Here is a 25,447-nt window from a genome sequence, read left to right on the forward strand (position 1 = left end):
TCCGTGAGCTGAGGAGGCATCGTATGACCGATCTGACCATCACCGGCGCCCTGGTGTTCGACGGCTGGGCGGAGGAGCTGCGGGAGACCTCGCTGTACGTGCGCGACGGGGTCATCGCCGAGATCGGTGACCGGGTCACCCGCGCCGATCAGGTGATCGAGGCCCGGGGCCGGACGGTGACGCCCGGCCTGATCGACGCGCACTTCCACGCGTACGGGATCTCGCTGCACAGCATGGAGATCGACTCCGGACCGCTCAGCTACCTCGCGCTGAAGGGCGCGGAACGGCTGAGCCGGGCGCTACGCCGGGGCTTCACGACGGTACGGGACGTCGCGGGCGGTGACCCGGGCCTGGCCAGGGCCATCGGCAGCGGCCTGATCGAGTCGCCGCGCTACCTCTACACCGGCCCGGCGCTCAGCCAGACCGGCGGCCACGGCGACAGCCGCCCCGGTGACCTGGACCTCTGCCTGCACGGGCACCACTCGAACGAGGTCGTGGACGGGGTGGACGCGCTGCTGGTCGCGGTCCGGAACCGGTTCCGGCGCGGCGCCCACGCGATCAAGATCATGACGTCGGGGGGCGTGATGTCGCCGACCGACCCGCTTCGCCAGCCGCAGTACTCCCCCGAGGAGATCAGGGCCGTGACCGGGGAGGCCGCCCGCCGCGACAGCTACGTGGCGGCGCACGCCTACTCTCCCGAGGCCATCCGCCACTCGCTGGTCAACGGCGTCCGTTCGATCGAGCACGGCAACCTCCTGGACGCGGCCACGGCCCGCCTGATGGCCGAGCACAACGCCTATCTCGTCCCGACGCTCGCGACGTACGACGCGATGAGCCGCAGGGCCGATGAGGTCGGCCTGCCCGCCGTCGGGCGCGCCAAGAACCAGGAGGTCCTGCACGCGGGCAAGACCGCCATCGAACTGGCCCACAAGGCCGGCGTCCCGGTCGGGTTCGGGACCGACCTGATGGGCGACCTGGAGAACGAGCAGCTCAACGGCCTGCGCCTGCAGACCGAGGCGGCCGGCGCGCTGGCGTGCCTGCGTTCGGCCACCTCGGTGAACGCCAGCCTGCTCAACCGCGACGACCTGGGACGCGTCGAGGTCGGTGCGCGCGCGGACCTGCTCGTGCTGCCCGGCAACCCGCTGGAGACGCCCGCCGTCCTCTGGGGCGACGCCCGCCTGGTCATCCAGTCCGGCGTCCCCGTTCAGAACGGCGAGTGAACACGGGGCGCTGAGCGGAATACACGAAGGGCGCCGGGTGGAATGTCCGGACATTCCGGCCGCGGCCACATCCGGCATGGACTCGATCGACATAGTGGTGTTGCCAGAGGGAACACTCCTGTGCACGATGTGAAGTCCCCGCTCGGGATCGGGCCATGCTTGCGTCCATCCTGCTCACGCCCATCGCCCGCCCCCTCCCCCGTGACCCCAATTCATGGCCTCCCATACGGACGCACAGCACCGCTCCTTCCTCTGGGTCGACATCGTCGGCTCCAGCAACCCTGAGATCAGCGATCGGGACCGCCAGGCGGCCAAGAGAGGCATGTACCGGTCCCTGCGCAGGGCGTTCCGGCGCGCCCGGCTGCCGTACTTCGCGTGGAAGAACCTTTTCCACCGCCATCAGGAGGACCGCGGCGACGGCGCGTTCTGGCTGTTCCGGCCGTCCATTCCCAAGAGCCGGCTGCTGAAGGCGCTCCCATTCCTGGTCACCGCGGTGGAGGCGTACAACAGGAACGCCTCCAGGGACGCGTCCATCCGGCTCAGGGTGGCGCTGAACGCGGGCGAGGTGAACTTCGATCCGCACGGCGTCAGCGGCGATTCGCTGAACCTCACCGCGCGCCTGCTCGACTCCGGCGAGTTCAAGGACGTGGTCCGCGGATCCGGCGCGAGCGTGGGCGTCATCGCCTCGGACTGGTTCTACGACAACGTCATCCGGCACGGCCCGCCGGCCGTGGCGAAGGAGTTCGAGCCGCTGAAGGTGCAGGTACGGGACGTCGGGGAGGTCACCGCCTGGGTGGGCTTTCCGGCCGGTGCCCGCGAGACCGGCGGCGTCCTGGAACGCCTGCGGCGGTGGGTCGGGATGATTCCGTTCCCTCCCCTCCTGCGCAGGCTGCTGGCGCTGGTGGTGCTGGCCGCCGCGCTCCTCTGCGTTCCTGGAGAGGTACGCCCCGTGGCCTGCGACGAGCATCCCGTCCAGCTGCGGGTCCGCGTCTCCGCCGAGAAGGAGGCGCTCGTACGGGCCCTGGCCCTGGAGTTCGAGCGCGAGACGCGCGACCAGGACGGCTGCCGCAGGGCCGCCGTGAACGTCGTCGCCGCGTCATCGCCGGGCGGCGCCCGGGAGGCACTCCGGCAAGGGTGGCTGATGCGCGACCCCAAGGAGACCCTGGACGAGGCGGACGTGTGGCTGCCCGACTCGTCGCTGGACGTCGAGCAGGCCCGCGAGGCGCTGCGCGTCAACCGGATCGGCACCGTGGGGCTGCGGGTGCTGGGTCCGGTCACGACCTCGCGGCTCGTCGTCGCGGTACCGGCCGCGATGGCCGACGGCCTCTCCCTGTCCGGGCACACCATGACCTGGGACGCGATGCTCGGCTGGCCCCGGCAGGACTACTTCTTCGGACGGGCCAGCCCGCGCGCGTCCAGTACCGGTCTGGCCGCGACGGTGGCGCTCTACCAGGCCGCGCTGAACGCCCGCGTCCTCAATCGCGAGGTACTGACCAGGGGCGACGCCGCGAGCCGGCTGCACACCGTGGAGAAGTCGATCGCCCGGGAGGACGACGAGCCGGGCAAGCTGCTGTGCGCGATGCGCGAGTCGCCGCCGGACGGCGAGCTGCGCCGGACCGCCCTGCTGGTCTCCGAGAAGTCGCTGATCGACTATCGCGGCGACGCGCCGCTGGGCGGCGGGGTCTGCGGCGGCGCCACCGCCGGGCAGCCCGAACTGCGGCCCTTCTACGCGGAGGAGGGGATGCCGCTGCTCGACCACCCCTACGTCGTGATCTCCCGTACGCCGCAGCCCGGTCCGGAGCGCCGCCGCATCATCGAGGACTTCTACCGGTACCTGCGGCAACCCGGTGCCCAGGAGTACCTCAAGAAGGCCGGATACCGCGACGAATCCGGAACGACCACCGAGCGGCAGGACGACATCCCCTCCCTGCTCCCCCCGATCGACCTGACCGGGCAGGTCCACGGCGAGCCGCTGCTGGACGCGTGGAACACGGCGCGCAAGTCCGCGCAGGTGCTGTTCGCCGTGGACGTCTCGCGCTCGATGGCCGCCCCGTTCCCGTACAGCAAGGGCACCCGGGTGGCCGCCGCCGCCGACGCGATCGGGCTGGCCCGGCCGCTGATCGGCGCCCACGACCAGATCGGGCTCTGGGAGTTCGCGGACGGCGTCGACGGTGACCGCGACCACCGTTCACTGGTCCCGGTCGGCGCGCCGGACGAGAAGCGGATCGAGCGGCTCACCGACCGGCTGGCGGGGCTGCGGCCGTCCGAGCACGGCACCGGCCTCATCTCCGCCCTGCGCGCGGCCATCCGGGAGATGCGCGAGCGCGACGGCGGCGATCCGGACGAGACGACCCGGGCGGTCATCGCGATCACCCATGGCGTCGACTCCGGCCGGGCGGCGGCCGAACTCGCCGGGGAGATCGGCTCGGGCGAGCCGGTCCGGGTGTACGTGATCGCGTTCCATCCCGAGAGCTGCCCGGCCGGGCTCGACCAGGTCACCCAGGCGGCCGGCGGCGCCTGCTACGAGATCGACGGCATGTCCGCGATGCGGCAGGCCCTCGACGGCATCGCCACCGGACTCTGGGGGACGCCGCCCTGACCGTGATCCGCCCCGCCCCGCCCCGTCCCGTCCACTCCGCCCCGTTCACGATCTTGGAGGACCGTATGGATCCGGGCCCGTCGCGCGCAGCGGTGGCCGTCGTGCTGGCCGCCGCGCTCCTCACCGCCTGCGGTTCGGGAGAGGATCGCGACGGTACGGGCCCCATCGTGTTCGCGGACTCCCGGGACACCAGCCGCGGCGCCCAGATCGAGCGGCTGGTCAAGGCCTGGAACGACCGGAATCCGCGCGAGCAGGTCGAGATGGTGGAGCTGGCCGAGTCCAGCGACGACCAGCGCGCCCAGGTGGTGGCGCGAGCGCAGGACGCCGAGGCGGCACCGGAGGGCGAGCGTCCCTCGTGCTTCGACGTCACGACCGTCGATGTCATCTACACGGCCGAGTTCGCCCGGTGGGGATACATCGAGCCGCTGGACGAGGACGAGTTCGACCACGAGGCGTTCCTGAGCAAGCCGCTCGACAGCGTGCGCTACAAGGGGAAGCTGTGGGGCATCCCCCTGCGTTCCGACGTCGGCCTCCTCTACTACCGCAAGGACGCGCTCACCGCAGCTGGCGTCACGGCCCCTGGAACCTGGGACGAGTTGCGCAGGCAGGCGCAGGCCATCGCGCCCGCACGGAAGATGCAGGGCTACGTCACCCAGCTCGACCGGTACGAGGGCTTCACCGTCAACGTCCTCGAACAGATCTGGGACACCGGGGGCGGGGTCCTCGGCACTGATGGCGAGGTCGTCGCCAAGCCCGCCGCCCTAAGGAAGGGGTTCGAGCGCCTGCTTCAGGGCGTGCAGGCGGGGTGGATCCCCAAGGACGCGACGGATTACAACGAGGAGCGCAGCCGCAGCACGTTCCAGGACGGCAATGCGCTGTTCATGCGCAACTGGACCTACGCTTACGAGTTGCTGAGCGCGGACGACTCTCCCGTGGCGGACACGTTCGGCGTCGCCAAGCTGCCGACACCGTCCGCGCTGGGTGGATGGAACCTCGCCCTGTCGAGCTGCTCGACGAACCAGCGCACCGCACTGCGGTTCATGCGTTTCCTCAGCAGCGAGGCAAGCGAACGAGCACTGTTCACAGGCGCCGGGTTCGCGCCCAGCCGGAAGGCCCTGTACGAGGACGCCGCCCTACAGAGAGCCCACCCGCACCTGAGCGTTCTGCGCGCGAGCATCGAAGACGCGCGCAATCGCGGCACCAGCCCGTACTACCACCAGGTCTCCGCGACCTTCCAGGCGAACCTGCACGACGTCCTGACCCGCCCCGACCGGCTCGACCAGGGCCTGGCCGGCCTCAGGGAGAACCTCTACCGCGCCGCCGAAGGCCGTTGACTCGTGGCGTGTTCGCCCCCCCAACCACGGAGGAAGGCGAACACGCCACGAGTCAAGGGGAGGGGAGGGCGCGGCGGAGGAGTTCGGCGAGGTGGAGGGCTCGGTCGCCGGTGCCCTGGGCGATCTGGGTCCGGCAGGAGAAGCCGTCGGCGAGGATCAGCTCACCATCGCCCGCGTTCCGGACCTTGGGATACAGCTCCCGCTCCGCGCACGCCTGCGAGACCTCCCAGTGGCCCGGCTCGAACCCGAAGTTGCCCGCCAGCCCGCAGCAGCCCGCGCCGATCACGTCCGCGGTGACGCCGAGCCGCTCCAGTACGGCGCGGTCGGGATCGTACGAGCCCTTCGCCTCCTGGTGGCAGTGCACCTGCGCGATGGCCTCCGCGTCCAGGCGGCCGAACGGCCAGTCGCCCTCGTGCGAGACGACCAGCTCAGCCAGCGTCACGGTCTGCGCGGCCAGCAGTTTCGCGCGCGGGTCGTCCGGGAGCAGCTCGGGTGCCTCGTCCCGCAGCATCACCGTGCAGGACGGCTCCAGGCCGATGACCGGGAGCCCCGCCTCAAGCGCCGGCTCCAGGATGTCGAGGGTCTGCCGCAGGACCTTCTGGGTCACCTTGAGCTGCCCGGTTGAATGCCAGGTCAGCCCGCAGCAGACCCGGCCCGGCGGCATCAGCACCTGGTAGCCGAGGGCCTCCAGGACCTCGACCGCCGCCTTGCCCGCCGCCGGCTCGTGGAAGTTGGTGAACGTGTCCGGCCAGAGCACCACCTTCTTGCCCCGTGCCTTCCGCTTCAGGCCCGGTGCCTTCCGCTTCAAGCCCGGTGCGTTCCGGCGTTTGCGGAACCAGTCCCTTAGCGTCTCCTCAGCGAAACGGATCATTTCGCGACGCGGTTCCACTCCCGCTAGGCGCTTGGCGAGGTCGGCCACCGGTCCCAGCCGCAGCGCTGTGTTGGCCGAACGCGCCGCGCCGGGAGTCCCCGCGACGAGCCGGGACCATAGGGGCAGCCAGCCCATCGAGTAGTGGGCCAGGGGCCGGAGCCGTTTCGCGTAGTGCCGGTGCAGGAATTCGGCCTTGTAGGTGGCCATGTCGACGTTCACGGGGCAATCGCTGGCGCACGCCTTGCACGACAGGCACAGGTCGAGCGCGTCCCGTACCTCCGTGGAACGCCATCCGTCCCGCAGCGTCTCCCCGCGCAGCATCTCGGCCAGCACGCGGGCACGCCCGCGCGTCGAATGCACCTCGTCGCGCGTCACCTTGAACGAGGGACACATCGCCCCTGTCTCCAGGTTCCGGCAGGCCCCGACGCCCACGCAACGGTGGACCGCCGCAGTGAACGAGCCGTGGTCCCTAGTGAGCGCATGCACGGGTGTGAGGGCGAGAGCGTCCCGTCCAGGCCCCGGCCGCAGATCCGCGTCCATCCGGGCCGGATCGACAATCACGCCAGGGTTGAGCATGCCTTTGGGATCGAAAACGGCCTTGAACGCCCCGAACGCTTGCAGCAGCTCCGGGGAGTACATCTTGCTCAGCAGTTCTGAACGGGCGCGGCCGTCCCCATGCTCGCCCGAGACCGTTCCACCGTACGAGACGACCAGTTCGGAGGCCGCCTCGATGAAGGTCCGGTAGACGGCCAGGCCGGTCGGGTCGTCCAGTTTGAAATCGACGCGCAGGTGCAGGCAGCCCTCGCCGAAGTGCCCGTACGGCACTCCCCTTAGGCCGTGCTCACCCATCAGCCCGTACAAGCCCCGCAGGTAGTCGCTGAGCCGCTCGGGCGGTACGGCCGAGTCCTCCCACCCGGGCCACGCCTCACCGCCATCAGGCAGCCGCGTGACGATGCCTGAGCCGGCCTCGCGGATCCACCACAGCGCCCGCATCCGTACCGGGTCGTCCACGACCACGGCCGTCGCGCCAGGGAAACGGCCGCGAACGACCTCGACGAGCCCGTGCGCGGCTTCCTGCGCCTCCGCGAGGGTCTCGCCACCGACCTCGCAGTAGAGCCATCCGCCGCCTGCCGGCAGGTCGGCTCCTGCGTTCGCGCGCCCCGGCTGTGTCCGCAACGCCGTGAGCAGGTCGGAGGCCATGCCCTCCACCGTCAGCGCGCCGGCCCTCGCCGCGAACGGCGCGAGCTCAGCGGCCGTGTAGACATCGGGGAACCCCAGCACGGCCAGCGCCCGGACCGCCGGAACGGGTACGAGCCGTACCGTCGCCTCGGTGACCAGGCCGCACGTGCCCTCGCTGCCCACCAGCGCCTTGGCCACGTCGAAGCCGTTCTCCGGCAGCAGGTGATGGAGCCCGTAACCCGACACCTGGCGGCTGAACCGTCCCAGCTCCGTCCGCAGCGGCGCCAGGTACGCGTCCCGCAGCCGGGTCAGCTCGGCATCGATCCGCTCGTCCCCGCTCGTGCCCCGCCCGGCCCGCAACTCCCGCCCACCCGGCAGCACCATCCGCAGGCTCTCGACGTTGGCCGACGTGATCCCCCACGCCACGCTGTGCGACCCGCACGCGTTGTTGCCGATCATGCCGCCGAGCGTGCACCGCGAGTGGCTGGACGGATCGGGCCCGAACGTCAGCCCGTACTTCCCCGCCGCCGCGCGCAGATCGTCCAGGACCACTCCCGGCTGCACCACGGCGGTGCGGGCCTCGGGATCGATGCCCACGATCCGATCGAAGCGCCGCGAGGTGTCGACGACGATCCCCGGCCCGACCGAGTTGCCGGCGATCGACGTCCCGCCGCCACGGACGGTCACCGGCAGCCCCTCGGCGGCGGCCAGTTCCAGGACCCGGGCGAGATCGTCCGCCGACCGCACCTCGGCCACCGCCACCGGCACCTGCCGGTAGATCGAGGCATCCGACGAATAGGCCGTACGGGTGGTCAGATCGGTACGGAACACCCCGGGCAACGCCTCGGCCAACCGCCTCCCGACCGTCGGCTCACGCCCGGCCGCCGGCTCGCGCTCGCCCGCTCCGGATGACATCCCCCGAACCGTTCCCACGACGGCCGCCCCTTTCCCGCCCACGCTGGATCAACCCCAGGCTACGGCGCTCTCCACGTTCACTCGTGGCGTGTTCGCCCCTGGCGTCGCCCGTGAAGGCGAACACGCCACGAGTCAACGTGAGGGGGCTACGCGGTGCAGTCGCGCATCGCGCGCTGGCGAAAAGGCGTTCCCGGCATAGCGGATCCATGCGAAACGGCGGTCTCGTGCCCGAACCCCGGATGGTCTCCCTACACCTGGGCCCATCCGGAGCCCGCGCGGAAACGGTCGCGAAAGCGGCGACCTCTCCGAACACGAGAACCGTGTGTTGCCTTCACACACGGCGCGCCTTCACGCGTTGAGTCCGCTGACTCAACGCGCCTCCGCGTCACCATCGATGATGCGCCGCAAGAAACCACGCCACTGGGCGGGATCGAGCTCGATCACCCGCGCCGAAGGGGCATGGGAGTCCCGGACCAGCACCGACCTCCCGCTGGCCGCCACTTCGACGCAATCCGTTTGTTCAGCACTCGCGCTGCTCTTGCGCCAGTTCAGCGCGTTCCCCCGGTTCGGCCGTTCGACCATCCAGCAACCCTCCATCCATTGCTGGCGGGTCCGTCTCGCCTCCGAACAGGCAAGAGCACCCACCGAGCCAGAGCTGAGCAGGGCATAACAAACCACGACCTTGTGGAAAATTTCCCGTTCCTGAGTGTAAACGGTTCCAGTTATTCCGCCTACACCAGGGACACAAGATCAGGTGGATTGCTATGAAAGCCCGGTGGCCTTGTGGGTGCCGATCGGGGCTGTCACCTCCTGTGATGATCGATACGGGGGTGGAAGAGGTCAGTCCATGAGGTCCTCGGCCGTCTGGCGGATCAGTGCGATCGACTTGTCGGCCGGCAGCGCCACGTCCAGAAGCGTCTCGAAGTGGTCCCGGTAGTCGGTGACCTGCTGATCGTCTCCAGTGACCATCACACTGGTACCGGGACGGCCCTCCATATAGAGGACGTCGCTCAGCCCGCCCTCGAACTCCAGCAGCGTGAACGGCCCGTACAGGCCGAGATGGGCGCCGACACTGAACGGGACCACGCGGATCATCAGATCGTCGCGCGCCTCGGCGCCGTCGGCGATCTCCTTCAGCTGGACGGGCATGATCCCCGGGTCGACCCCGACACCGACATGGCGGCGGATGGCGGCCTCGTCGAGGATGTAGTGCTGGCGCGGCGGGTTGTCCCGGCGCGCGAGCTCCTCCTGGCGCTGCATACGCACCCGGACGGCCAGGCTGCGCTCGCTCTGGCTGACGATCCCGGTGCTCATGACCTCGGCGTACTCGCGGGTCTGCAGCAGTCCGGGAATGAGGGTGCCGTGAAAGCCCCGGATATAGGACGCGCCCGCGCTGTAACCGACGAACGTCAGGAAGGCGTCGTCGATCTCGCCCTTGTACTTGTTCCACCAGGCCGGCTCGCGTGCCCCGCGAGCGAGCGTCTGCAAGCGCTCCTGCCGGCTCTCGGACGTCACGTCGTAGGCCATCAGGAGGGCCTGGAGATCGGTGCGGGTGATGGCGTTCTTGCCGCCCTCGACGCGAATGAGCTTGGACGGCGACCACTCCAGCGTCCGGGCCACCTGCTCCTGCGTCATCCCCTTCTCTTTGCGGAGTCTGACGAGTTCGGTGCGCAGCAGTGCGCTCTGAACGATGGGCCCCTGGTCACTTGCCATCTCACTCACTCTGTGTAATCGGTGCCACGAGCTCGGATGCTACATAGCAGATGGATACCTGACACGATAGATGGTGCCACCTCGACACGTAACGTCGGGCCGGTTCCGGCTATGTCAGCGATCAGCGGATGACGAGCGGCGAACCGGCGGGCGAAAGTTGCATTTCCACGTTCCGTCGTGCTGCATGTCGGCTATCTATGTTGTACCGTGCTAGGTAGCAGATTGGTAGGGGCCGCGCTGACACCGAGCGTACCGGATGCTAGAGTGGCCAAATGATCTTGACGCTGGGTGATGGGGCCGGGCAGCGCCGCCGGGCCGTTCCTCGCGCAGTGCCGACCCCTCGGATCGGGAGGCCGTGACCGAAGCCCAAGCCAAGCCGGCCCATGGATAAACCACTGGGCACAGCACAATTCAATAAAATAGAGTCGCCCTCACTCCCTCCTCTGATCACCGGTAGCCAGCCAGGCGGATCAAAGGAAAGCGGAGGGCGACCCCTTCGGGCCCGCCAGGATCACCCCATGGTCGCCGAGGCTGCTCGCACGCTCGCGAAACAGATCGTTGACCAGGGAAAACGACCCTAACGGACTCACCCAGTCTAACCGCGCCCCCGCGGTTCAGGCCATAGGTGATAGCGACTTCCGCCCGGTGCACCGCTCCAGAAGGGCCGGTGGACCGCCGGCCAGGACAGCACCGCCGGAATCGCATTCGAGCATGGGGTTCTGAGCATGCACGCAGAACTGAATTCCACCCCGACCACCGCAATCCACCCCACGACCGGCCATCGGCCGTCCCTCAGGAGAGCGAACCTCACCCTGGGAAAGGGGGCTCCATGATCGCCGGACCGGCGCATCGGCACGACCCCGACCGCCTCGGCCGCACTCCCCGGCGGCAGCCGCCCGATCCGGGGCGCCCGTCGCCGAAGTCCGGACGCGACCGTTCCCACAAGCACTCGCGTTCGGTGCAGCGCACCGCCCCGCACCAGGTACGCGCGCGGCCCGGATCCCTCGCACGGGGCTTCTGGCAGTCGCTCACGCACGAGGAGCGGCACGCGCTCGTCACCGCCGCGTCGCGGATCGCCTACCCGGCCGGCACCGCCCTCTGGGAGGAAGGCCAGGTCGCCGACCACCTCGTCCTGATCTTCGACGGCTACATCAGGGTCTGCGTCGTCCGCGACGGCCTTGAGCGGCTCATCGCCACCCGGGGCCCGGGCGACATCATCGGCGAGCGCGCGGCCCTGCAGCTGCGGCAGCGTTCCGCCTCCGTCGTGGCCCTCACCCCTGTACGCGGCCTGCGCATGACCACCGGCGAGTTCGCGGCCTTCCTCACCGACCACCCCCGGGTGGTCGCCATCCTGGAGAAGGAGCTGTACGAACGCCTGACCGAGGCCGGTGCCCCGGCCACCGACGCCTCGTCGCACGGCTTCGAGGTCGCGCACGTACCAGTGGCCCTGCCCGTACAGGCGCCCTTGCCGGCGGCCTTGCGCGCGCCCGAGCCCGCGCAGATCGCCGCGCCGGTGGCGACCACCCCCTCGTGGGCCGGGCAGATGTGCTCCATCATGTTCGCCGACATCGCCGGGTTCAGCGCCCACGTCCGCAACGACGACGACCGGCTGGAGATCCGGCAGATCATGTACGGCCTGCTGCGCGAGGCGTTCGAGAACTCGGACGTTCCGTGGGACGCCTGCTACCGCGAGGACCGCGGCGACGGCGCCCTCATCGTCGTCCCGCCCGAGATGCCCCCCCGTTCCGTCATCGACCCCATGCTGGCCCTCCTAGCCGCGGGCCTGCGCCGCCACAACCACCGTTCCAGCGACGCCCTGCGCATCCAGCTGCGCCTGGCCCTGAACGTCGGCCCGGTCATGCCCGACGCCGAGGGCGTCTCGGGCTCGGCCATCATCTACACGGCTCGCCTGCTCGACGCGCCGGTCCTCAAGGCGCGGCTGGCCGAGACCCGCTCCGACCTCGGTTTCATCGCCTCCGGCTTCGTGTACAAGAACGTGGTCGTGCACGCACCCGGGTTCGTGGTCCCCGACAGCTACCAGAAGGTGTGCTGCACGGTGAAGGAGACGGAGTTCACCGGCTGGATGCACCTGTCCGGCGGCTCCGCGCACTGACGCGCGACGATCGCAGGCCGGGCCCCCGCCCCGGCCCGCCTCTCGCCCCGCCCCCCGTACGGTCAGGGCCGGCGGGGCAGCCTGAGGACGAAACGGGCCCCCGTCGTACTGTCCTCCAAGGTCAGGCTGCCCTTGTGCATGCGGGCGATCTGGCGGGCGATCGGAAGGCCGAGGCCGGTGCCGCCCTTGTCGCGCTCGCAGGCGTCCTTGAGCCGCGCGAAACGCTGGAACACCATCTCGCGGTTCTCGGGCGCGACCCCGTTCCCGTCGTCGAGGACCTCCAGGACCGCGACGTCGTCCTCGGCCCGGACGGTGACGGTGATCTGCTCCGCCGCGTGCCGTTCGGCGTTGTCCAGCAGGTTCGTCATCAGCCGGGACAGCCGCAGCCGGTCGCCCCGTACGACCACGTCCCGCTGCAGCCGCGACACGACCACCTTGCTGCCACGCGGTGAGCGTTCGAGCTCGGCGCTGACGAGTTCGGCCAGGTCGATCGGATCCGCCTCCTCGGCGGCGGCGTTCTGCCGGTCGGCCTCGGTGTCCAGGCGGGCCAGCTCCAGCAGGTCGCTCACGATCGCCTCCAGCCGGTCCAGGCTGCCCAGCACCGTACGGGAGACCCGCGCCCACTCGGCCTCCTCGGGACGGAGCATCGCCTCCTCGAGCTGGAGCCGCGCCGCCGTGATCGGGCTGCGCAGATCGTGCGAGGCGTCCGAGGTGAAGCGGCGCTGCTGCTCCAGCGCGGCGTCGAGGCGGTCGAGCGTGGCGTTCGCGGCCTCGGCCAGCAGCCTGATCTCGTCCCGGTTCTCCGGTACGGGCACGCGGCGGCCGGACTCGGTCGCGGTGATCTCCGCCAGCTCGGCCCGGATCGCGTCCACCGGGGCCAGTGCGTGATCGACCGTCCGCCAGGTCCGCAGTCCCGACAGCAGGCTCACCAGCACCGAGATCGAGAACAGGAACGTGCACAGGCCGCCGCTCACGTACCAGGGGACGGCCTCATCGGCGGCATAGACGAGGCGTTCGCCGCCCGGGCGGTAGACCCGGAACGCGATCACCCGCATGCAGCCCCTCATCCCGGGGGCCGAGCAGACGGTACGGGAGGCGTACTTGCTCTCCTGGGGAGGCATGAACGCCGCCATCCGCGGCAGGCCGCGCAGATCCGGCGTCGCGGCGACCACACCGCCCCGCATGTCGAGGACCTGGACGGCCACGCCCTCGACCCGCGGCAGCACGGCCGGCAGCCGGCCCCGTTCGACCATCGAGACGATCTCCAGGGCCGCCGTGCCGGTCTGCTGCGCCTTGAAGTCGACCGCCTGGTCGCGGATCCCGATGATCAGCATGGCGTTCATGATCAGCGAGACCATCGCCGTGATGATCCCGGTCCGCAGCGCCATCCGGACCCGGATGGACCTCGTACTCCGCCTGATCACCCCACCCCCCGCTAGGCGAGGTAACCACCCTGCGGGCGGATGGGCGATCGAGGGACGGGCAAGAGACGACAAAGATCGTCGTCAAACGGCCGCGGTACCGATCGATCCCTACCGGTCACCGGTCCCGCCGGCTCCGACTCGGCCCTGCCCTGGGTGCCGTCAGGGCGGTTCGGCAGGACCATGGAGCGCGCCTCGGAACTGGAGTCCCCGACGGCGATCTCCGTCCCGGCGGGCGGGTCCAGCCCGAACTCGGCGAGCACGGCGCGCGGCTCCCGTACTCATGGGACGACGCCACCCCGGCGTTCAGTCGTCGTCTTCCTCCTCGTCCCCGCGCTTCTGCACGAGAACGTCGCTGAGCCTGCCGGGCTCATTGGTGATGATGCCGTCCACCCCGAGGCCGATGGCGCGCCGCATCGAGGAACGGCTGTTGACCGTCCACGTGAAGACCTCCATCTTCAGCTCATGAACGCGCTTGACGTACGCCGATGTCAGCCGGCCGTACGGAACATTGATCTGTTCCGCGTATTTGGCCAGCTTCGGCAGGTCGCCCTTCACCGGCGTCCCGATAAGCCCGATCGGTGCCTTCGGCATGAGCCTGTGGAACCGCCGCATGGAGCTGAAGTCGAACGACTGCACGACGAGGCGGTCCGTACCGGCGGACGGCAGCCAGTACGGATTGGCCCGCAGTTCCGCGACGATCCGGCGTTCGATGCCCGGGTAGAGCCGCGGCGACTTGACCTCCAGCAGCAGGCCCAGCCCGCTCCCCTGCACGGCACGCAGCGACTCCCGCAGCGTGGGGACGCGCTCGCCCTTGTACCGGTTGCCGAACCACGAGCCGGCGTCCAGCCTGCGGATCTGCGCGAGCGTGAAGTCGGCGACCTTCCACGGCCTGCGCTTGGGATAGACCGATTCGACGTTGGTCGTACGGGACAGCGTGGTGTCGTGAATGACGACCAGCTTGTGGTCCTTGGTCTCCTGCACATCGAACTCGAGCCGGTCGGCGTCCTGCCGCCGGGCCAGCCGGAACGCCGCGATCGTGTTCTCCGGCGCGTCCCCGGAGGCGCCCCGGTGCGCGACGTTGTCGACGCCGGCGGCCATGGACGCCGCCGCCGGTACCGTTCCGGCGGCCGCGCTCACCGCGGGGCCGGCGATCGCCGTAGCGGCCACGACCGCTGCGAGGGGAAGTCCGAGTCGACGCAGCATGTGTCACCCTTCGTGGTAGGTGATGTTCATTCCCACCTTCGGGGCGCATGGTGACACGGAAGTAACAGGGCGATAGCAGATCGTGTACTCCCGATGACGTTAGGCATCCGCTTTCGCCGCACCAATAATGAACTATTAGGTCTGTCGGCTTTCTGGCGGCATGACATTAGATTCCGGACAATCCGGTGGCACCTCGAGATCCCGCCGGACGATCCTCGGGAACGGAATCGAGGGCCGGAGCAGAATGCGGCGGGCCCGGATCCGCGGCCGGGGAAGGCGCAACCGGCGCGCGGCCGACACCGCGGCCTCCGGCACATCCCCGTCGGTCCGTACCGGCTCCACCAGCACCGAAGGGCGCGGCGTCACCAGCCGCGTCTGCCTGCGGCGCCCCCGCAACGTGACCGGCTTGCCCACGTCCCACTCGCCGGCCTCGTCCATATGGGCCAGCCCGTGCACCGTCCCCGAGGCCAGCACCCGCCCCGGCGCGACCTTGGCCAGATCGCTCAGCCGAGCCGCCTCGTTCACCGGATCGCCGATCACCGTGTACTCGAAGCGCTGCTCCGCCCCGATGTACCCGGCCACGACCGGACCGGCCGAAACACCGATCCCCGCGTCCAGCAGCGGAACCTCCGCACGCAGCCTCCGCGCCAACTCCCGGGCCGCCCCCAGCGCACCGCCGGCCGCGTCCTCGATCTCGGTCGGCGCACCGAAGATCGCCAGCGCCGCGTCCCCTTCGAACTTGTTGATCCACCCACCGTGCGTGGCCACCACGTCCACCACGACACCGAAGAACATGTTGAGCAGCTCCACGACCTCACCGGGCGTGTGCGTCTCGGCCAGCCGCGTCGACCCGGTCAGATCCACGAACAGCACCGCGACCTCGCGGTTCTCACCGCCGAGCTCGATATCACCCTGCTCGATCGCCAGCCCCGCGACCTCCTCGCCCACATGGCGCCCGAACAGATCGCGGAGCCGCTCATGCTCCCGCAGCCCGGCCACCATGTGGTTGAAGCCCACCTGGAGTTGCCCGACCTCGCTGGCGTCGTACACCGGCACCCCGGTCCCCAGATCGCCGCGCTCCACCCGCGCCATCCCCGTCCGCAGCGACTTGATCGGATCGGCGATGGCCTGCGTCGCGATGTACGTCACGTACATCCCGACCGTCAGCGCCACCCCGCCCAGCCCCAGGATCGTGATGGCCAGCTTGGTGGTGTTGATATCGGACGCCGCCAGCGCCGCGATCGCCACGCAGACCAGACCCAGCACCGGAAGGGCCGTACCGAGCGCCCACGCGAGCATCACCCGAGTCGTGACACCCGGCAGCCGGATCTGCCCGTCCTGCTCGCTCGCCAGCACCAGCGAAGCCGCCGGCCGCATCAACCGTTCCGACAGCAAATAGATGATCGTGCACGTCGTCATCGCCCCGAGCAGCGCCGTCAGCCCGGTCTTCACCGCGAGCCGCGCACTGAACAACGTCACATCCAGCACGGCCCAGCCGGCCGCGCCGATCACCCACAACCCACCGACCAGCAACGTCAACCGAAGCGGCCCCAGCAGAACGGCACGGCGCTGCGACCGGTCAGGTACGCCGCCCTCGCGTACGAGCCGTACGACGGGACGCCACAGATACAGCCCGAACACCAGCGCGAAAGGCCCCGCGAACACCGGATAACTGAAGAACGCGACCGTGTTCACCAACCGGACCCGACCAACGTCCTGCAGCGGCGGATCAGGCACCACGAACGTCGCGAACAGCAGCACGACCAGCGAGCCACCGAGATTCGCGACCACCACCACCACGAGCAGCACCCAGCGCACCCGCAGCTCGAGCATCGTCCGGGGAACACCGTGCATCAGGGGAAGACCGTCCAGCCGGGCGCTGATACCGCGCCCCACCGATCTGCCGGTCACATGCGCCTCCAGCCCTCACACGGGTCTGCGGCTCCCAGACGCCCACAGCCGACGCCCTTGGGGCTCACCGTACTATCGACGGTCGCCACAGGCATGCGGCCCCTAGATATATCACCGCACTCCCTCCCGCCCCAGGCGAAACAACCGGCCCTCCGCCCGAACGCCCCGGGGGTACCCGAGAACGAGTTGGCGCTCCTCTCTGCCATCACGTATGCTTCCGGACGTCGCCAAGAACCGGTTCCGCCGGTCGGAGGACACCTCGAGAGCCGATAGGCTCGGAGACGCAAGGTCCTGTGGAGCAGCTAGGAGTGCTCGCCACCCTGTCAAGGTGGAGGCCGCGGGTTCAAATCCCGTCAGGACCGCCAGACGTGCGGATGCGCGTCGTGGGCAGGTAGCTCAGTCGGTACGAGCGTCCGCCTGAAAAGCGGAAGGTCGGCGGTTCGACCCCGCCCCTGCCCACCACATCTGACCAGCCAAAAGGCCCGGACCGTAATCGGTCGCGGGCCTTTTTGACAGCAGTGGTGACAGCAACGGCCTCAGCCGAGCGCATCCCCCAGCTTCCTCAGCGCCGCCCGCTTCTCATCCAGCGCCGCGTGAGCGTAGATCGTCATGGTGACCCCAATGTCGCTGTGGCCGACGATCTCCCGGACCACGTGCGGCGGCACGCCGAGGTCCAGCAGCAGCGAGACGCACGTATGCCGCATGTCATGGAACCGCATCACGCCGAGCCCCGCCGTCTCCCGAACACGGCCCCAGCTACGGCGAAGGTTGTCCGGCTCCATGGGCGTCCCGATGCGGGACGGGAAGACAAGCCCGTGATCCTGCCAGGTCGACCAGGCGTCCGCCCTCTCTGCCTCCTGGCGGACCTTGTGCTCACACAGGGCCGCGATACATAACCTCGGAAACGGAACCGTGCCCGATCGACTACGAGATCACCCAAGCCCGCGCACGACCCCAGGTCGCCTGACCCCACAACAAGATCAACCGATCCAACACGTCTCTACGCTTTCAGGGGATGGACATGTAGGCGGCAACGCCCGCTGTCGCTCAGTTCGTTCTGGTAATGGATCAGTCCCGATCGATGCTCGACGTTTGCTCTAGGTCGCATCACCAACGGGGGCTACCAGGGGTGGCAACTGACATGATTGGGGTCGTCGTCTCGCTCGCTTTCGTCGGACAGGTCCGGCAGTCTTTGGAAGGCGGGTGGAGAGCACAGCCAGCCGAAGAGGAACTCGGTCATCGAGATGTGGCCGATGACGCCGTCTTCTAGTTGCCTGCCCCAGACCCCAGACCCCAGACCGCAGTCGGCCAGCGGTCCGGTTCACCCTGAGTCAGCCAGCCGAACCGGTTGCCGTCGATGTCGATGCCCCAGCCCGAGGACTCCCCCTGTTCTGGCCAGGCCGCCAGCGGGCTGGACTCCGGGAACTGCTTCCTCATCGCCCGGTACTGGTCGCCCAACTCGCTCCAGAGTTGGTGGTGCGGTGGATCCCGGGGGTCAGCGATCACGAGGTACTCACCGATCTCGCAAGATCCGTAGGTGTCGATGAACTCGGCGTAGTCCGCTGGCAGAGCAGTCCCCAACTCGGTGAAGACCTGCTGCCGGCTCTCATCCCCGTGTCGCGGTTCCGGCGGAGGCGAGGTCCGCGCCATGATCTTGCAACACTCTGATTAGAACTTTTATTACGGTTTTAAAGGCGCCCCGCTTCGCGTGGCGCCGGGCGGCCGCACCCGACTCTGCGCGCCGGGCATGCGGCCTGTCCCGTCCGGTCCCGCCACGCAGCCCGGCCACGGCCGCCCCAGTGCATACACAGCCCGCCTAGAAATGTGACACACATCACGATAAAACTTGCCCTAATGTGAGCCAAGCCTTCTACCAGCTAGTTTCTTCTGTTTTTGTTTCCGAACCAAGCGCTCATTTACTAGCGCCAGTGGTAGCAAATGAGCGCTTGGTTGGGGAAGTGAGTACTTGGAAGCGCGTTAGTCTCCCGGAGACGAAACGGCCACCCCCGGTTGCTGTGGAAAGTCCCCGGGAGTGGCCATCCTCTCGACTCCGAGGAGCCGTGGTGGCGACCCTACCTCGACAAGAAAGTCCGGCTCTGATCCTGATCATTGCTGCCATCTCGATCAACACATTCTCCGCGATGGGTATCGAGGCCGAGCAGATCCACGTGATCATTGGTGATCTGACGAGCATGATCGCGATCTACTTGCTCCACTCGGCGCAGAGCAACAACGGCTGAGCGTGCCCGAAGCGGGGGCTTCGCAGTCGCCAGCCCCCCGGCGAGCCGGAGTACTCGTTCGCGCGAAATGGTCTGTCACATCGTCTCGCCGCTCGCGCGAACGAGCACTCCGGAGCGGGTCGCGGTGCGCTGAGCGTGCTAAGACCTCGGACGGCCATGGAACTGCCGGGTGCCGGGGGAGGGCTCCAGAGCAGGTCACCGAACAGATCTGGACGGGCGTGGACCTTGCTCGTAAGACTCGCAATGAACCGGTGTGTTCGATCCTCGGCGAGATCAATCCCCAGGCGCCTGATCACGGAGGGCGACGTCGATCCCGTCCATAGCCCGTAGCGTCGTGATCTCGTCCCCTAACGGTGTCGGGCCCGTCCACCAGGCGGTGCATGCCCCTCCCACACTACAAAGGACATCCTGCGCGGTTTACAGTCTCTCTGGCGATGCGGCCAGCTCTCTGGAGCACCCTCCGCTTTTCCTCATCACGGTACTTGGTGGTGTAGTTCCCCGTTGCCCTCAGGTGCTCGACCATCGACGCCGCGATCTCAACGGCCTGCATTACGATACGAGGACGAGCCGACACCGTTCCCCGAACCCATCACAGCGCGCAGCCCCAAAGCCCCGGGCCTGATGGCTCCGGGCGTTTGTGCTGGTCAAGTGTGATGGGCAGGGGCGGGGTCGAACCGTCGACCTTCCGCTTTTCAGAAGTAGCGTTCACCCTGCCGCCGGCCCATCTGCCGAGGTCGGACGGTGCTGGGCGTATGTCGATGGCTGCCAGTGGTTTGGGGCTGTTGTCGTCAGCCTGCGGCTTCCTGGCCTGGCCTTTCGGGGCTGGGCATGGCCGACTGGCTGGGTCGCCCATCGATGCGGTCGTTGCCAGCAACATCCGTCATCAAGAAGGCGGACGGCCAGCCACCGGTATGAGCTACAAGTTATATTGATGGGGTGCCATGGGACATCATCCTCCTCGAACCGGTCGAGAGCTGGTTCCTCAAGCTGTGTGAGTCCGATGTGGACACCGCAGCCTTGATCGAGCAGGCCATCGACAGGCTGGCCGCGGTCGGCCCGACGCTGGGACGGCCGCTCGTCGACACCCTGGAACACAGCGAGCTGCGCAACCTCAAGGAACTGCGACCCGGCAGCAGAGGACGATCCGAGATCCGCATGCTGTTCGTCTTCGATCCAGACCGTGCCGCGATCTTCCTCGTAGCCGGAGACAAGGCCGGGCAGTGGTCACGATGGTACGACGAGGCCATCCCGCTGGCCGAAGCCCGCTATGCCGAGTACCGGGCTGAGAAGGACAAGGAGGCCGGACGATGAGCACTGGACGCCGCTGGCAGGATGTCAAGGCCGAAGCACACCGCCGCAACCCTGAACTGGCCGAGCCCGAACGCCAGGCCCGGGCTCGCGCCGAACTGGACTCCTACGTCGCCGGCCACCACCTCAAGGAACTTCGCAAGGCCATCGGCAAGACGCAAGCCGAGGTTGCCCAGATCCTCGGCGTCTCCCAGTCCCGTGTCTCTCAGATCGAGAACGGCGACCTCGAAGCCATGGAACTGGAGACACTCCGCGCCTACGCCACCGCACTAGGCGGCCATGTAGACATCACCGTCAGCGTCGGACCCCACTCGATCAAGGTCGCCTGACAGCATCGCCGGATGACGGCAACCGTGACGGCAACGTCTACGAACGGTGGACACCACGAGCGCACGTCAGGCACCGTCCGACCTCGGGAGACGCGGCGGCGGCAGGGTTAACGCTACTTCTGAAAAGCGGAAGGTCGGCGGTTCGACCCCGCCCCCTGCCCACCACATCTGACCAGGAAAAAGGCCCGGGCCGATATCGGTCGCGAGCCTTTTTGACGACAGTAGTGACGACAACGTCATCAGCCGAGCGCATCCCCCAGCCTCCGCAGCGCCGCCGCTTGTCGTCGAGCGGGGTGTGAGCGTAGATCGTCATGGTCACCTCGATGTCGCTGTGCCCGACCCCGCGTCACCGGTCGACTTCACCCCACCTTCGATCGGTCGGCCGTCCCGGTAGCGGACGCGATGGCCGCCCCGTCCTCCTTCGGCCGCCCGCCCGCCTCTGCTGCGGGTAAGAGTGACGAACGCGGCCGGATGCGCGGTCACCGTCTCGGGCACACCCACGGTCAGGCCCGCCCGAACGAGTTGGGACACGGTGTGCGCGGTGACGCCGGATCGGCTTGGGCCACTCCGCGCGGGTGACAGCAGCGGCCGCCACCGGAGCCCACCACCGGCACACCTGGAATACGGTCCAGCCTCGGCGGACTCCCTCTGGGCAGGCTGGTCGTTCTAGCTGAGAAGCGGACCGTCGCTTCATAGCGAAAACTCAGGTCCAAGAACTGAACCACGGAATCGGGTCCGGATCTTTCGGTGTCCCAAGGTGGCTGTGACGGGTCGTCAGCGACGGCCAGGACTGCCGGCGACATGGGGACCGTTCTCTGAGCAGTTGTCGGCTACGCATGCTTAGCTGCCGTTCATGGAAGATGAGCAGTTATTGGCTGCCGTGGCCCGCCTCATGCAGATGAATCTCGATGGCCTGACATGCGATGAGACCGGGCATCCGGGCGGGCATACGTGCCTGCCGGTCACCAGTGGCGTGGACGTGGACGGTCTGGTCAAAACGCTCACCAAACGGTACGCCGGCCCGTTCACTCAAGCCGACGGGCTGCGGCCACTGGTCGCGGGGGAGCAGGTCGGGTGGACGCACGCCTGGGTATGGGATGCGCGGGCGGTCGCGCTCGGCCAAGAGCCGGACGGCCGAACGGTCGTGGCCGTCACAGAGCGGAACCTGCCGGACCCGGGCGAGTTGCCCGTGGGGATGCCGTGGCTGGAGCGGCTGATCGCGATCACCGCGGGGACGGCGCCACTGGTGCCCAGGTTCGACTGGGCAGCGGTCGAGTCCCGCCTGGGCACGCCTCTGCCGAGCGATTACAGGCGGCTCGTCGAGACGTTCGGTTGCGACGGCGCGTTCGACGCGTTCTTCAAGGTCTTCACCCCGGAGGAGCTGATCTGGCATGTCGGGTTCCACGCCGGAAAGGGCGGAAGCGAGCATCCGCATTTTCCGGCCTCGGCCGGGGTGATCCCCTGGTCGAACAACGAGCACGAGGAGACGATCTTCTGGATCAATGAAGGGTCCGACCCCGATCGGTGGCCAGTCTATGCCGTGGACAGCCTCAACGAAGGGAGCCGTTTCGAGTGCACTGCGACGGAGTTCCTGTTCCGGCAGATGACCGATCCGGACCACCCATTGACCACTACGTCGGACTACTGCGGGCACTGGTTCATGAAGTCCGTTCAGCGAGAATCGTGACCTGTATCCGCATCACGTGGATGGGCTCGGCCAGGGTCGGGCTCGCTGCTGCGTGGCTTGGATGCTCGGGGCATGGACGTACGTGACCCGTCCCCGGACGGTGTTGATGTCGCACACAGGTGGTATGGGACCGGAGCGTCCGCGGTTGAAGATCGTGGCCTCCGCACCTTGGCTGATCGCGGCAGGAACGATCTTCCGCTCGACCACCAGGATCCGCCCACGACGGGTCTGTCCGGTCAAAAGCTCCGTCGCTCTTGTCCGTACAGTCCCCCTAGTGGCTCGACATGGCCGGTTGCCCAGACCCAGGCGGCGATGCCGACTCGGTTACGGGCGTTGAGTTTGGCCTGGATGCTGGCCATGTGGGTTTTGACGGTGCCCGGTGAGATGAACAGATCGGCGGCGATCTCCGCGTTGGTCTTGGCGTGCGCGACGCCGCGGGCGATGTCGAGCTCACGCGTGGTCAGCACGCCGGCGTCGGGCCGGGTGGCGGCCGGCGGCGGGGTGAGACGGCGGAGCAGCCGTACGGTGATCTGCGGGCTGATCATCGTGTCTCCGGCCATGGCCGCGCGGGCCGCCTCGATGAGCAGCATGGGGCCGGAGCGTTTGAGCAGGAATCCGCAGGCTCCGTTGTGCAGAGCCCTGGTGACGTAGTCGTCGAGGTCGAAGATGGTCATGACGATGACGCGGATCGGGTCGGATACCTGCGGTCCGGAGAGCTGCCGGGTGACCTCCAGTCCGTCCACGCGAGGCATGCGGATGTCGGTGAACACGATGTCGGGCCTCAGGTGCCGGGCCATTTCGATCGCCGCCGCGCCGTTGGCGGCCTCACCGACGACGGTCATGTCGGGCTGGGCGTCCAGCACGAGGCGCAGGCCGCTGCGTACATCGGCCTGGTCGTCGGCGATCAGGATGCGGGTCGTTGCCGAGGTCATGCGGTCCTCACCCGATCGCGGAGTCGGAGCCGGTCAGCGGCAGGAGGGCGGTCACGCGCCAGCCGTCGAGGGCTCGGCCGCAGCGCTGGCTGGAGTACGGCCCGGCGGTCAGTGTGCCGCCGAGTGCCTGCACCCGTTCGGTGAGGCCGGCCAGCCCGAAGCCACCGTGGCGATCGGCTCGCGGCACCGACGCCCGGACGGGGGAAGTGCCGTCGTTGATGACCGCGATCTCCAGTGCTGAGCTGTCCGAAGGCCGGATGGTGGTGGTGACCGTGGTCGCGGTCGGGGCGTGGCGCCGTACGTTCGTCAGTGCCTCGGCAACGATCCGGTACGCCGTGGCGCTCAGGTCTCCTGGTAACGAGGCGGCGAGATCAGGGGCGAGATCGAGCCGGACGGTCGCCGTCCCGGCCGCCGAGAACCGTTCGGCCAGTTCGGACAGGTCCGTCAGGCCCGGTAGGGGTGCGTGAGCAGGTGCATCGCCGGGGACGGCCGCCGATGCTTCCCCGATCGGCGTGCGAGGGCCGGGGTCGTGGAGCATGTGCACGGTCCGGTCCATCGACGCGAGGGCTCGGAGTCCGGCCACCTCGATGCGTTCCAGGGCGGCGAGCGCCCGGTCGAGGTCGTGGTCCTGGTCGGCGACGAATCGGGTCGCCTGGGCTTGGACCACGATGCCGCTGATGTCGTGTGCGACGAAATCGTGCAGATCCCGGGCTATCTCCAGGCGTACGGCCTGGTGGGAGTGCGCCACCGCGCGGCGGCGGCGCGCGTCGGTCCACCGTAGGCAGCCGCCGATGAGTGCCGCGCCGATCGAGAAGACGGTCCAGAGCGCGCTCCAGGCCACCGCCTCGAGCATGGTCGACGATGGCGTCTCGTCGTCGAATCGCCACACCCACACGCCCACCGCGACGCCCAGCAACGTGCCGGAGACGGTCGCCTGACGCCGCGGCGCCACACGGACCACGACGGCGATGAGGGTAAGGAGCGCCACCGCCTCCGCCGTGGCCTCCGCCCGGGCGGTGTGCCCGAGCGCCGGCCTGTAGACGATGACGGCGGCGGTCGCCGCAATGGAGACGGCGGCCACCGATCCCGCGATCCACGCGATCTTGGGCCGAGCACGCAGGTGCCGCCACGGATGTCGGTCTCGCACATGGCCGAGAGTAACCGGACGGTGAGCGCAGCCCCTCCCCCGATCGGGGGAGATGACCGCGGCACACGGACCCGGAACCTCCCGAACGGCAGATGGTCGTGTGTATCGGTGGCCACCGAGGGTTGAGTCATGAGCAGCACAGAAGAGATGGCGTCGCGTTCAGGGACCTCGGCGCGGTCCCCGTCGGCCACGGTCGGCGACTCGGCCGGCGGCTCATCCGGGGTCCGCTCCGGGTGGGCCGCGTACGTGGCGGCGGGCTGGTCGCTGCTGTATGGCCTGCTCGGGTTGTACTGGTGCTTCGGTGGGGCGGGCTTCCCGTTCGGGACGGTGGACGATCCGCTCGGCGCGAAGGTATCGATCCTTGCGTCGGCCCGGCGGGACGGCGGCGCACCGGTGATCGCCGCCTTGGGACTGGTGGGTGCGCTGTCGGCGATGCTGATGGCGCGTACCCGTATGCGATCGCTGCCCGGTGCGGCGCTGCTGGGCTTGGCCTGGACGGCGGCGGTGACGCTGACCTTGCTGATTCCGGATTACCGACCCCTGGCCGCGGTCGGTCGTACGCCGGTGCTCCTGGTCGGCCGGTCGTTGTTCGATTGGCCGAAGGGCGTCGAATTCTTCGGGCCCGGCATGTTCGAATGGCCGGTTCTCAACCAGTTCCTGCTGATCGGTGGCGGGCTGGCCTGGGCGGCCACGGCGGTCGCCTACCGGCGCAGGGTCCGCGGCGCGTGCGGTCGCTGCGGCCGTATCGGGGACGTCCTGACCGGGTGGACGACACCCGCCGGCGCAGCACGGTGGGGACGCTGGGCGGTCGGGGTCGCGGTCGCGATTCCCCTGCTGTACGCGCTGACACGGTGGGCCTTCGCCCTGGCCATCCCGCTCGGCTATGCCACCGAGGACATCCGGCGGGAGGCGCGTGAGTCTCCCGGTATCTGGTGGGCCGGTGCGGGGCTGGCGACATTCGGGATGGCGGGCACGGTCCTCACGCTCGGCCTTGTCCAGCGCTGGGGCGAGATCTACCCGCGCTGGATCCCGTACCTGCGTGGCAAGCCGGTGCGGCCCCGCACGGCGATCATCCCCGCCTCGCTGGTCACGGTGCTCGTGACGGAGGCGGGACTGCTGTTCAACCGCGCCCTGATTCTCGGCCACGCCCCCACCGACGGCGTTGCTGACCTCGTGCTCTCCGCGCCCAGCCAGCTCTGGACGCTGTGGGGCCTCGCCCTGGGCGCCGCGACCCTCGCGTACTACCTCCGCCGCCGCGGCCGGTGCGGCTCTTGCGGCCGCCACTAGCCCGCCGCCGGCCTGCCTGTTCCCACGGTCACTCG

Annotated in this window: 19 protein-coding genes, 2 tRNA genes and 1 pseudogene; 11 read left to right on the forward strand and 11 right to left on the reverse strand. The window is 68.9% G+C overall.

What is annotated here, in order from left to right; all coding sequences use genetic code 11:
• The first annotated feature begins 23 nt into the window (after nucleotides 1-23).
• The 3 genes from ACH34Q_RS20995 (at nucleotide 24) to ACH34Q_RS21005 (ending at nucleotide 5,153) form a co-directional block, all read left to right on the forward strand.
• Nucleotides 24-1,220, forward strand: a complete 1,197-nt coding sequence (locus ACH34Q_RS20995; protein WP_395984686.1) for an amidohydrolase family protein — start codon at nucleotides 24-26, stop codon at nucleotides 1,218-1,220.
• A gap of 214 nt (nucleotides 1,221-1,434) precedes the next feature.
• Nucleotides 1,435-3,819 (forward strand): substrate-binding domain-containing protein, encoded by a 2,385-nt coding sequence (locus tag ACH34Q_RS21000; protein WP_395984687.1) that lies wholly within the window; start codon nucleotides 1,435-1,437, stop codon nucleotides 3,817-3,819.
• A gap of 65 nt (nucleotides 3,820-3,884) precedes the next feature.
• Nucleotides 3,885-5,153 (forward strand): ABC transporter substrate-binding protein, encoded by a 1,269-nt coding sequence (locus tag ACH34Q_RS21005; RefSeq protein ID WP_395984688.1) that lies wholly within the window; start codon nucleotides 3,885-3,887, stop codon nucleotides 5,151-5,153.
• Between the two features lie 52 nt (nucleotides 5,154-5,205).
• Here ACH34Q_RS21005 and ACH34Q_RS21010 read toward each other — a convergent pair whose 3' ends face one another.
• From ACH34Q_RS21010 to ACH34Q_RS21020, 3 genes are all read right to left on the reverse strand, one after another.
• A complete protein-coding gene (locus tag ACH34Q_RS21010) occupies nucleotides 5,206-8,118 on the reverse strand; it encodes an FAD-binding and (Fe-S)-binding domain-containing protein (protein ID WP_395984689.1) in 2,913 nt (970 codons plus the stop codon).
• A gap of 369 nt (nucleotides 8,119-8,487) precedes the next feature.
• Nucleotides 8,488-8,700: a DUF397 domain-containing protein gene (locus ACH34Q_RS21015; protein ID WP_395984690.1), complete on the reverse strand. Its 213-nt coding sequence runs from the start codon at nucleotides 8,698-8,700 to the stop codon at nucleotides 8,488-8,490.
• Between the two features lie 258 nt (nucleotides 8,701-8,958).
• Nucleotides 8,959-9,831: a helix-turn-helix domain-containing protein gene (locus ACH34Q_RS21020; RefSeq protein WP_395984691.1), complete on the reverse strand. Its 873-nt coding sequence runs from the start codon at nucleotides 9,829-9,831 to the stop codon at nucleotides 8,959-8,961.
• Between the two features lie 829 nt (nucleotides 9,832-10,660).
• Between ACH34Q_RS21020 and ACH34Q_RS21025 the strand changes: the two genes are divergently transcribed.
• Nucleotides 10,661-11,944: a cyclic nucleotide-binding domain-containing protein gene (locus ACH34Q_RS21025; protein ID WP_395984692.1), complete on the forward strand. Its 1,284-nt coding sequence runs from the start codon at nucleotides 10,661-10,663 to the stop codon at nucleotides 11,942-11,944.
• Between the two features lie 62 nt (nucleotides 11,945-12,006).
• Here the strand turns inward: ACH34Q_RS21025 and ACH34Q_RS21030 are convergent, their stop codons facing one another.
• The 4 genes and pseudogenes from ACH34Q_RS21030 to ACH34Q_RS21045 all read right to left on the reverse strand — a co-directional run bounded on the left by ACH34Q_RS21030 (nucleotide 12,007) and on the right by ACH34Q_RS21045 (nucleotide 16,482).
• Nucleotides 12,007-13,332, reverse strand: coding sequence for a sensor histidine kinase (locus tag ACH34Q_RS21030; RefSeq protein WP_395984693.1), 1,326 nt, complete (start codon nucleotides 13,330-13,332; stop codon nucleotides 12,007-12,009).
• A 47-nt stretch (nucleotides 13,333-13,379) separates the two neighbouring features.
• Nucleotides 13,380-13,634 (reverse strand): annotated as a pseudogene (locus ACH34Q_RS21035) (nitrile hydratase subunit alpha); the annotation flags it as partial.
• A gap of 37 nt (nucleotides 13,635-13,671) precedes the next feature.
• A complete protein-coding gene (locus tag ACH34Q_RS21040) occupies nucleotides 13,672-14,571 on the reverse strand; it encodes a glycerophosphodiester phosphodiesterase (RefSeq protein ID WP_395984694.1) in 900 nt (299 codons plus the stop codon).
• Between the two features lie 135 nt (nucleotides 14,572-14,706).
• Entirely contained in the window at nucleotides 14,707-16,482 is a 1,776-nt protein-coding gene (locus ACH34Q_RS21045; protein ID WP_395984695.1) for an adenylate/guanylate cyclase domain-containing protein, read from the reverse strand.
• A gap of 287 nt (nucleotides 16,483-16,769) precedes the next feature.
• Between ACH34Q_RS21045 and ACH34Q_RS21050 the strand changes: the two genes are divergently transcribed.
• Nucleotides 16,770-16,847 (forward strand) — tRNA-Asp (locus ACH34Q_RS21050).
• A 20-nt stretch (nucleotides 16,848-16,867) separates the two neighbouring features.
• Nucleotides 16,868-16,944: transfer RNA gene (locus ACH34Q_RS21055), tRNA-Phe, on the forward strand.
• A gap of 74 nt (nucleotides 16,945-17,018) precedes the next feature.
• Here ACH34Q_RS21055 and ACH34Q_RS21060 read toward each other — a convergent pair.
• Both ACH34Q_RS21060 and ACH34Q_RS21065 read right to left on the reverse strand, forming a co-directional pair.
• Nucleotides 17,019-17,372 carry a tyrosine-type recombinase/integrase gene (locus tag ACH34Q_RS21060; RefSeq protein ID WP_395984782.1) on the reverse strand — a complete coding sequence of 118 codons (354 nt, stop codon included), beginning with the start codon at nucleotides 17,370-17,372 and terminating at the stop codon, nucleotides 17,019-17,021.
• Nucleotides 17,373-17,748: 376 nt separating this feature from the next.
• The gene (locus ACH34Q_RS21065; RefSeq protein WP_395984696.1) at nucleotides 17,749-18,132 is read right to left on the reverse strand and encodes a hypothetical protein; all 384 of its coding nucleotides are present in this window, start codon (nucleotides 18,130-18,132) and stop codon (nucleotides 17,749-17,751) included.
• Between the two features lie 413 nt (nucleotides 18,133-18,545).
• Here ACH34Q_RS21065 and ACH34Q_RS21070 point away from each other — a divergent pair, with 413 nt between their 5' ends.
• From ACH34Q_RS21070 to ACH34Q_RS21085, 4 genes are all read left to right on the forward strand, one after another.
• Nucleotides 18,546-18,722, forward strand: a complete 177-nt coding sequence (locus tag ACH34Q_RS21070; RefSeq protein WP_395984697.1) for a hypothetical protein — start codon at nucleotides 18,546-18,548, stop codon at nucleotides 18,720-18,722.
• A 936-nt stretch (nucleotides 18,723-19,658) separates the two neighbouring features.
• Complete coding sequence (locus ACH34Q_RS21075; protein ID WP_395984698.1) at nucleotides 19,659-20,033, forward strand: type II toxin-antitoxin system RelE/ParE family toxin; 375 nt, start codon at nucleotides 19,659-19,661, stop codon at nucleotides 20,031-20,033.
• Nucleotides 20,030-20,359 carry a helix-turn-helix domain-containing protein gene (locus tag ACH34Q_RS21080; protein WP_395984699.1) on the forward strand — a complete coding sequence of 110 codons (330 nt, stop codon included), beginning with the start codon at nucleotides 20,030-20,032 and terminating at the stop codon, nucleotides 20,357-20,359. The genes ACH34Q_RS21075 and ACH34Q_RS21080 overlap by 4 nt, the downstream gene beginning before the upstream one ends.
• Nucleotides 20,360-21,212: 853 nt before the next feature.
• Entirely contained in the window at nucleotides 21,213-22,046 is an 834-nt protein-coding gene (locus tag ACH34Q_RS21085; RefSeq protein WP_395984700.1) for a hypothetical protein, read from the forward strand.
• Nucleotides 22,047-22,282: 236 nt separating this feature from the next.
• Here the strand turns inward: ACH34Q_RS21085 and ACH34Q_RS21090 are convergent, their stop codons facing one another.
• Nucleotides 22,283-22,978 carry a response regulator gene (locus ACH34Q_RS21090; protein WP_395984701.1) on the reverse strand — a complete coding sequence of 232 codons (696 nt, stop codon included), beginning with the start codon at nucleotides 22,976-22,978 and terminating at the stop codon, nucleotides 22,283-22,285.
• A 7-nt stretch (nucleotides 22,979-22,985) separates the two neighbouring features.
• Nucleotides 22,986-24,125 (reverse strand): sensor histidine kinase, encoded by a 1,140-nt coding sequence (locus ACH34Q_RS21095; protein ID WP_395984702.1) that lies wholly within the window; start codon nucleotides 24,123-24,125, stop codon nucleotides 22,986-22,988.
• A 129-nt stretch (nucleotides 24,126-24,254) separates the two neighbouring features.
• Here ACH34Q_RS21095 and ACH34Q_RS21100 point away from each other — a divergent pair, with 129 nt between their 5' ends.
• Nucleotides 24,255-25,412 carry a hypothetical protein gene (locus ACH34Q_RS21100; RefSeq protein ID WP_395984703.1) on the forward strand — a complete coding sequence of 386 codons (1,158 nt, stop codon included), beginning with the start codon at nucleotides 24,255-24,257 and terminating at the stop codon, nucleotides 25,410-25,412.
• The last annotated feature ends 35 nt before the right edge of the window (nucleotides 25,413-25,447 follow it).

Source organism: Actinomadura sp. 9N407 (genome assembly GCF_044326315.1).
In the GTDB taxonomy this organism is placed as follows: domain Bacteria; phylum Actinomycetota; class Actinomycetes; order Streptosporangiales; family Streptosporangiaceae; genus Spirillospora.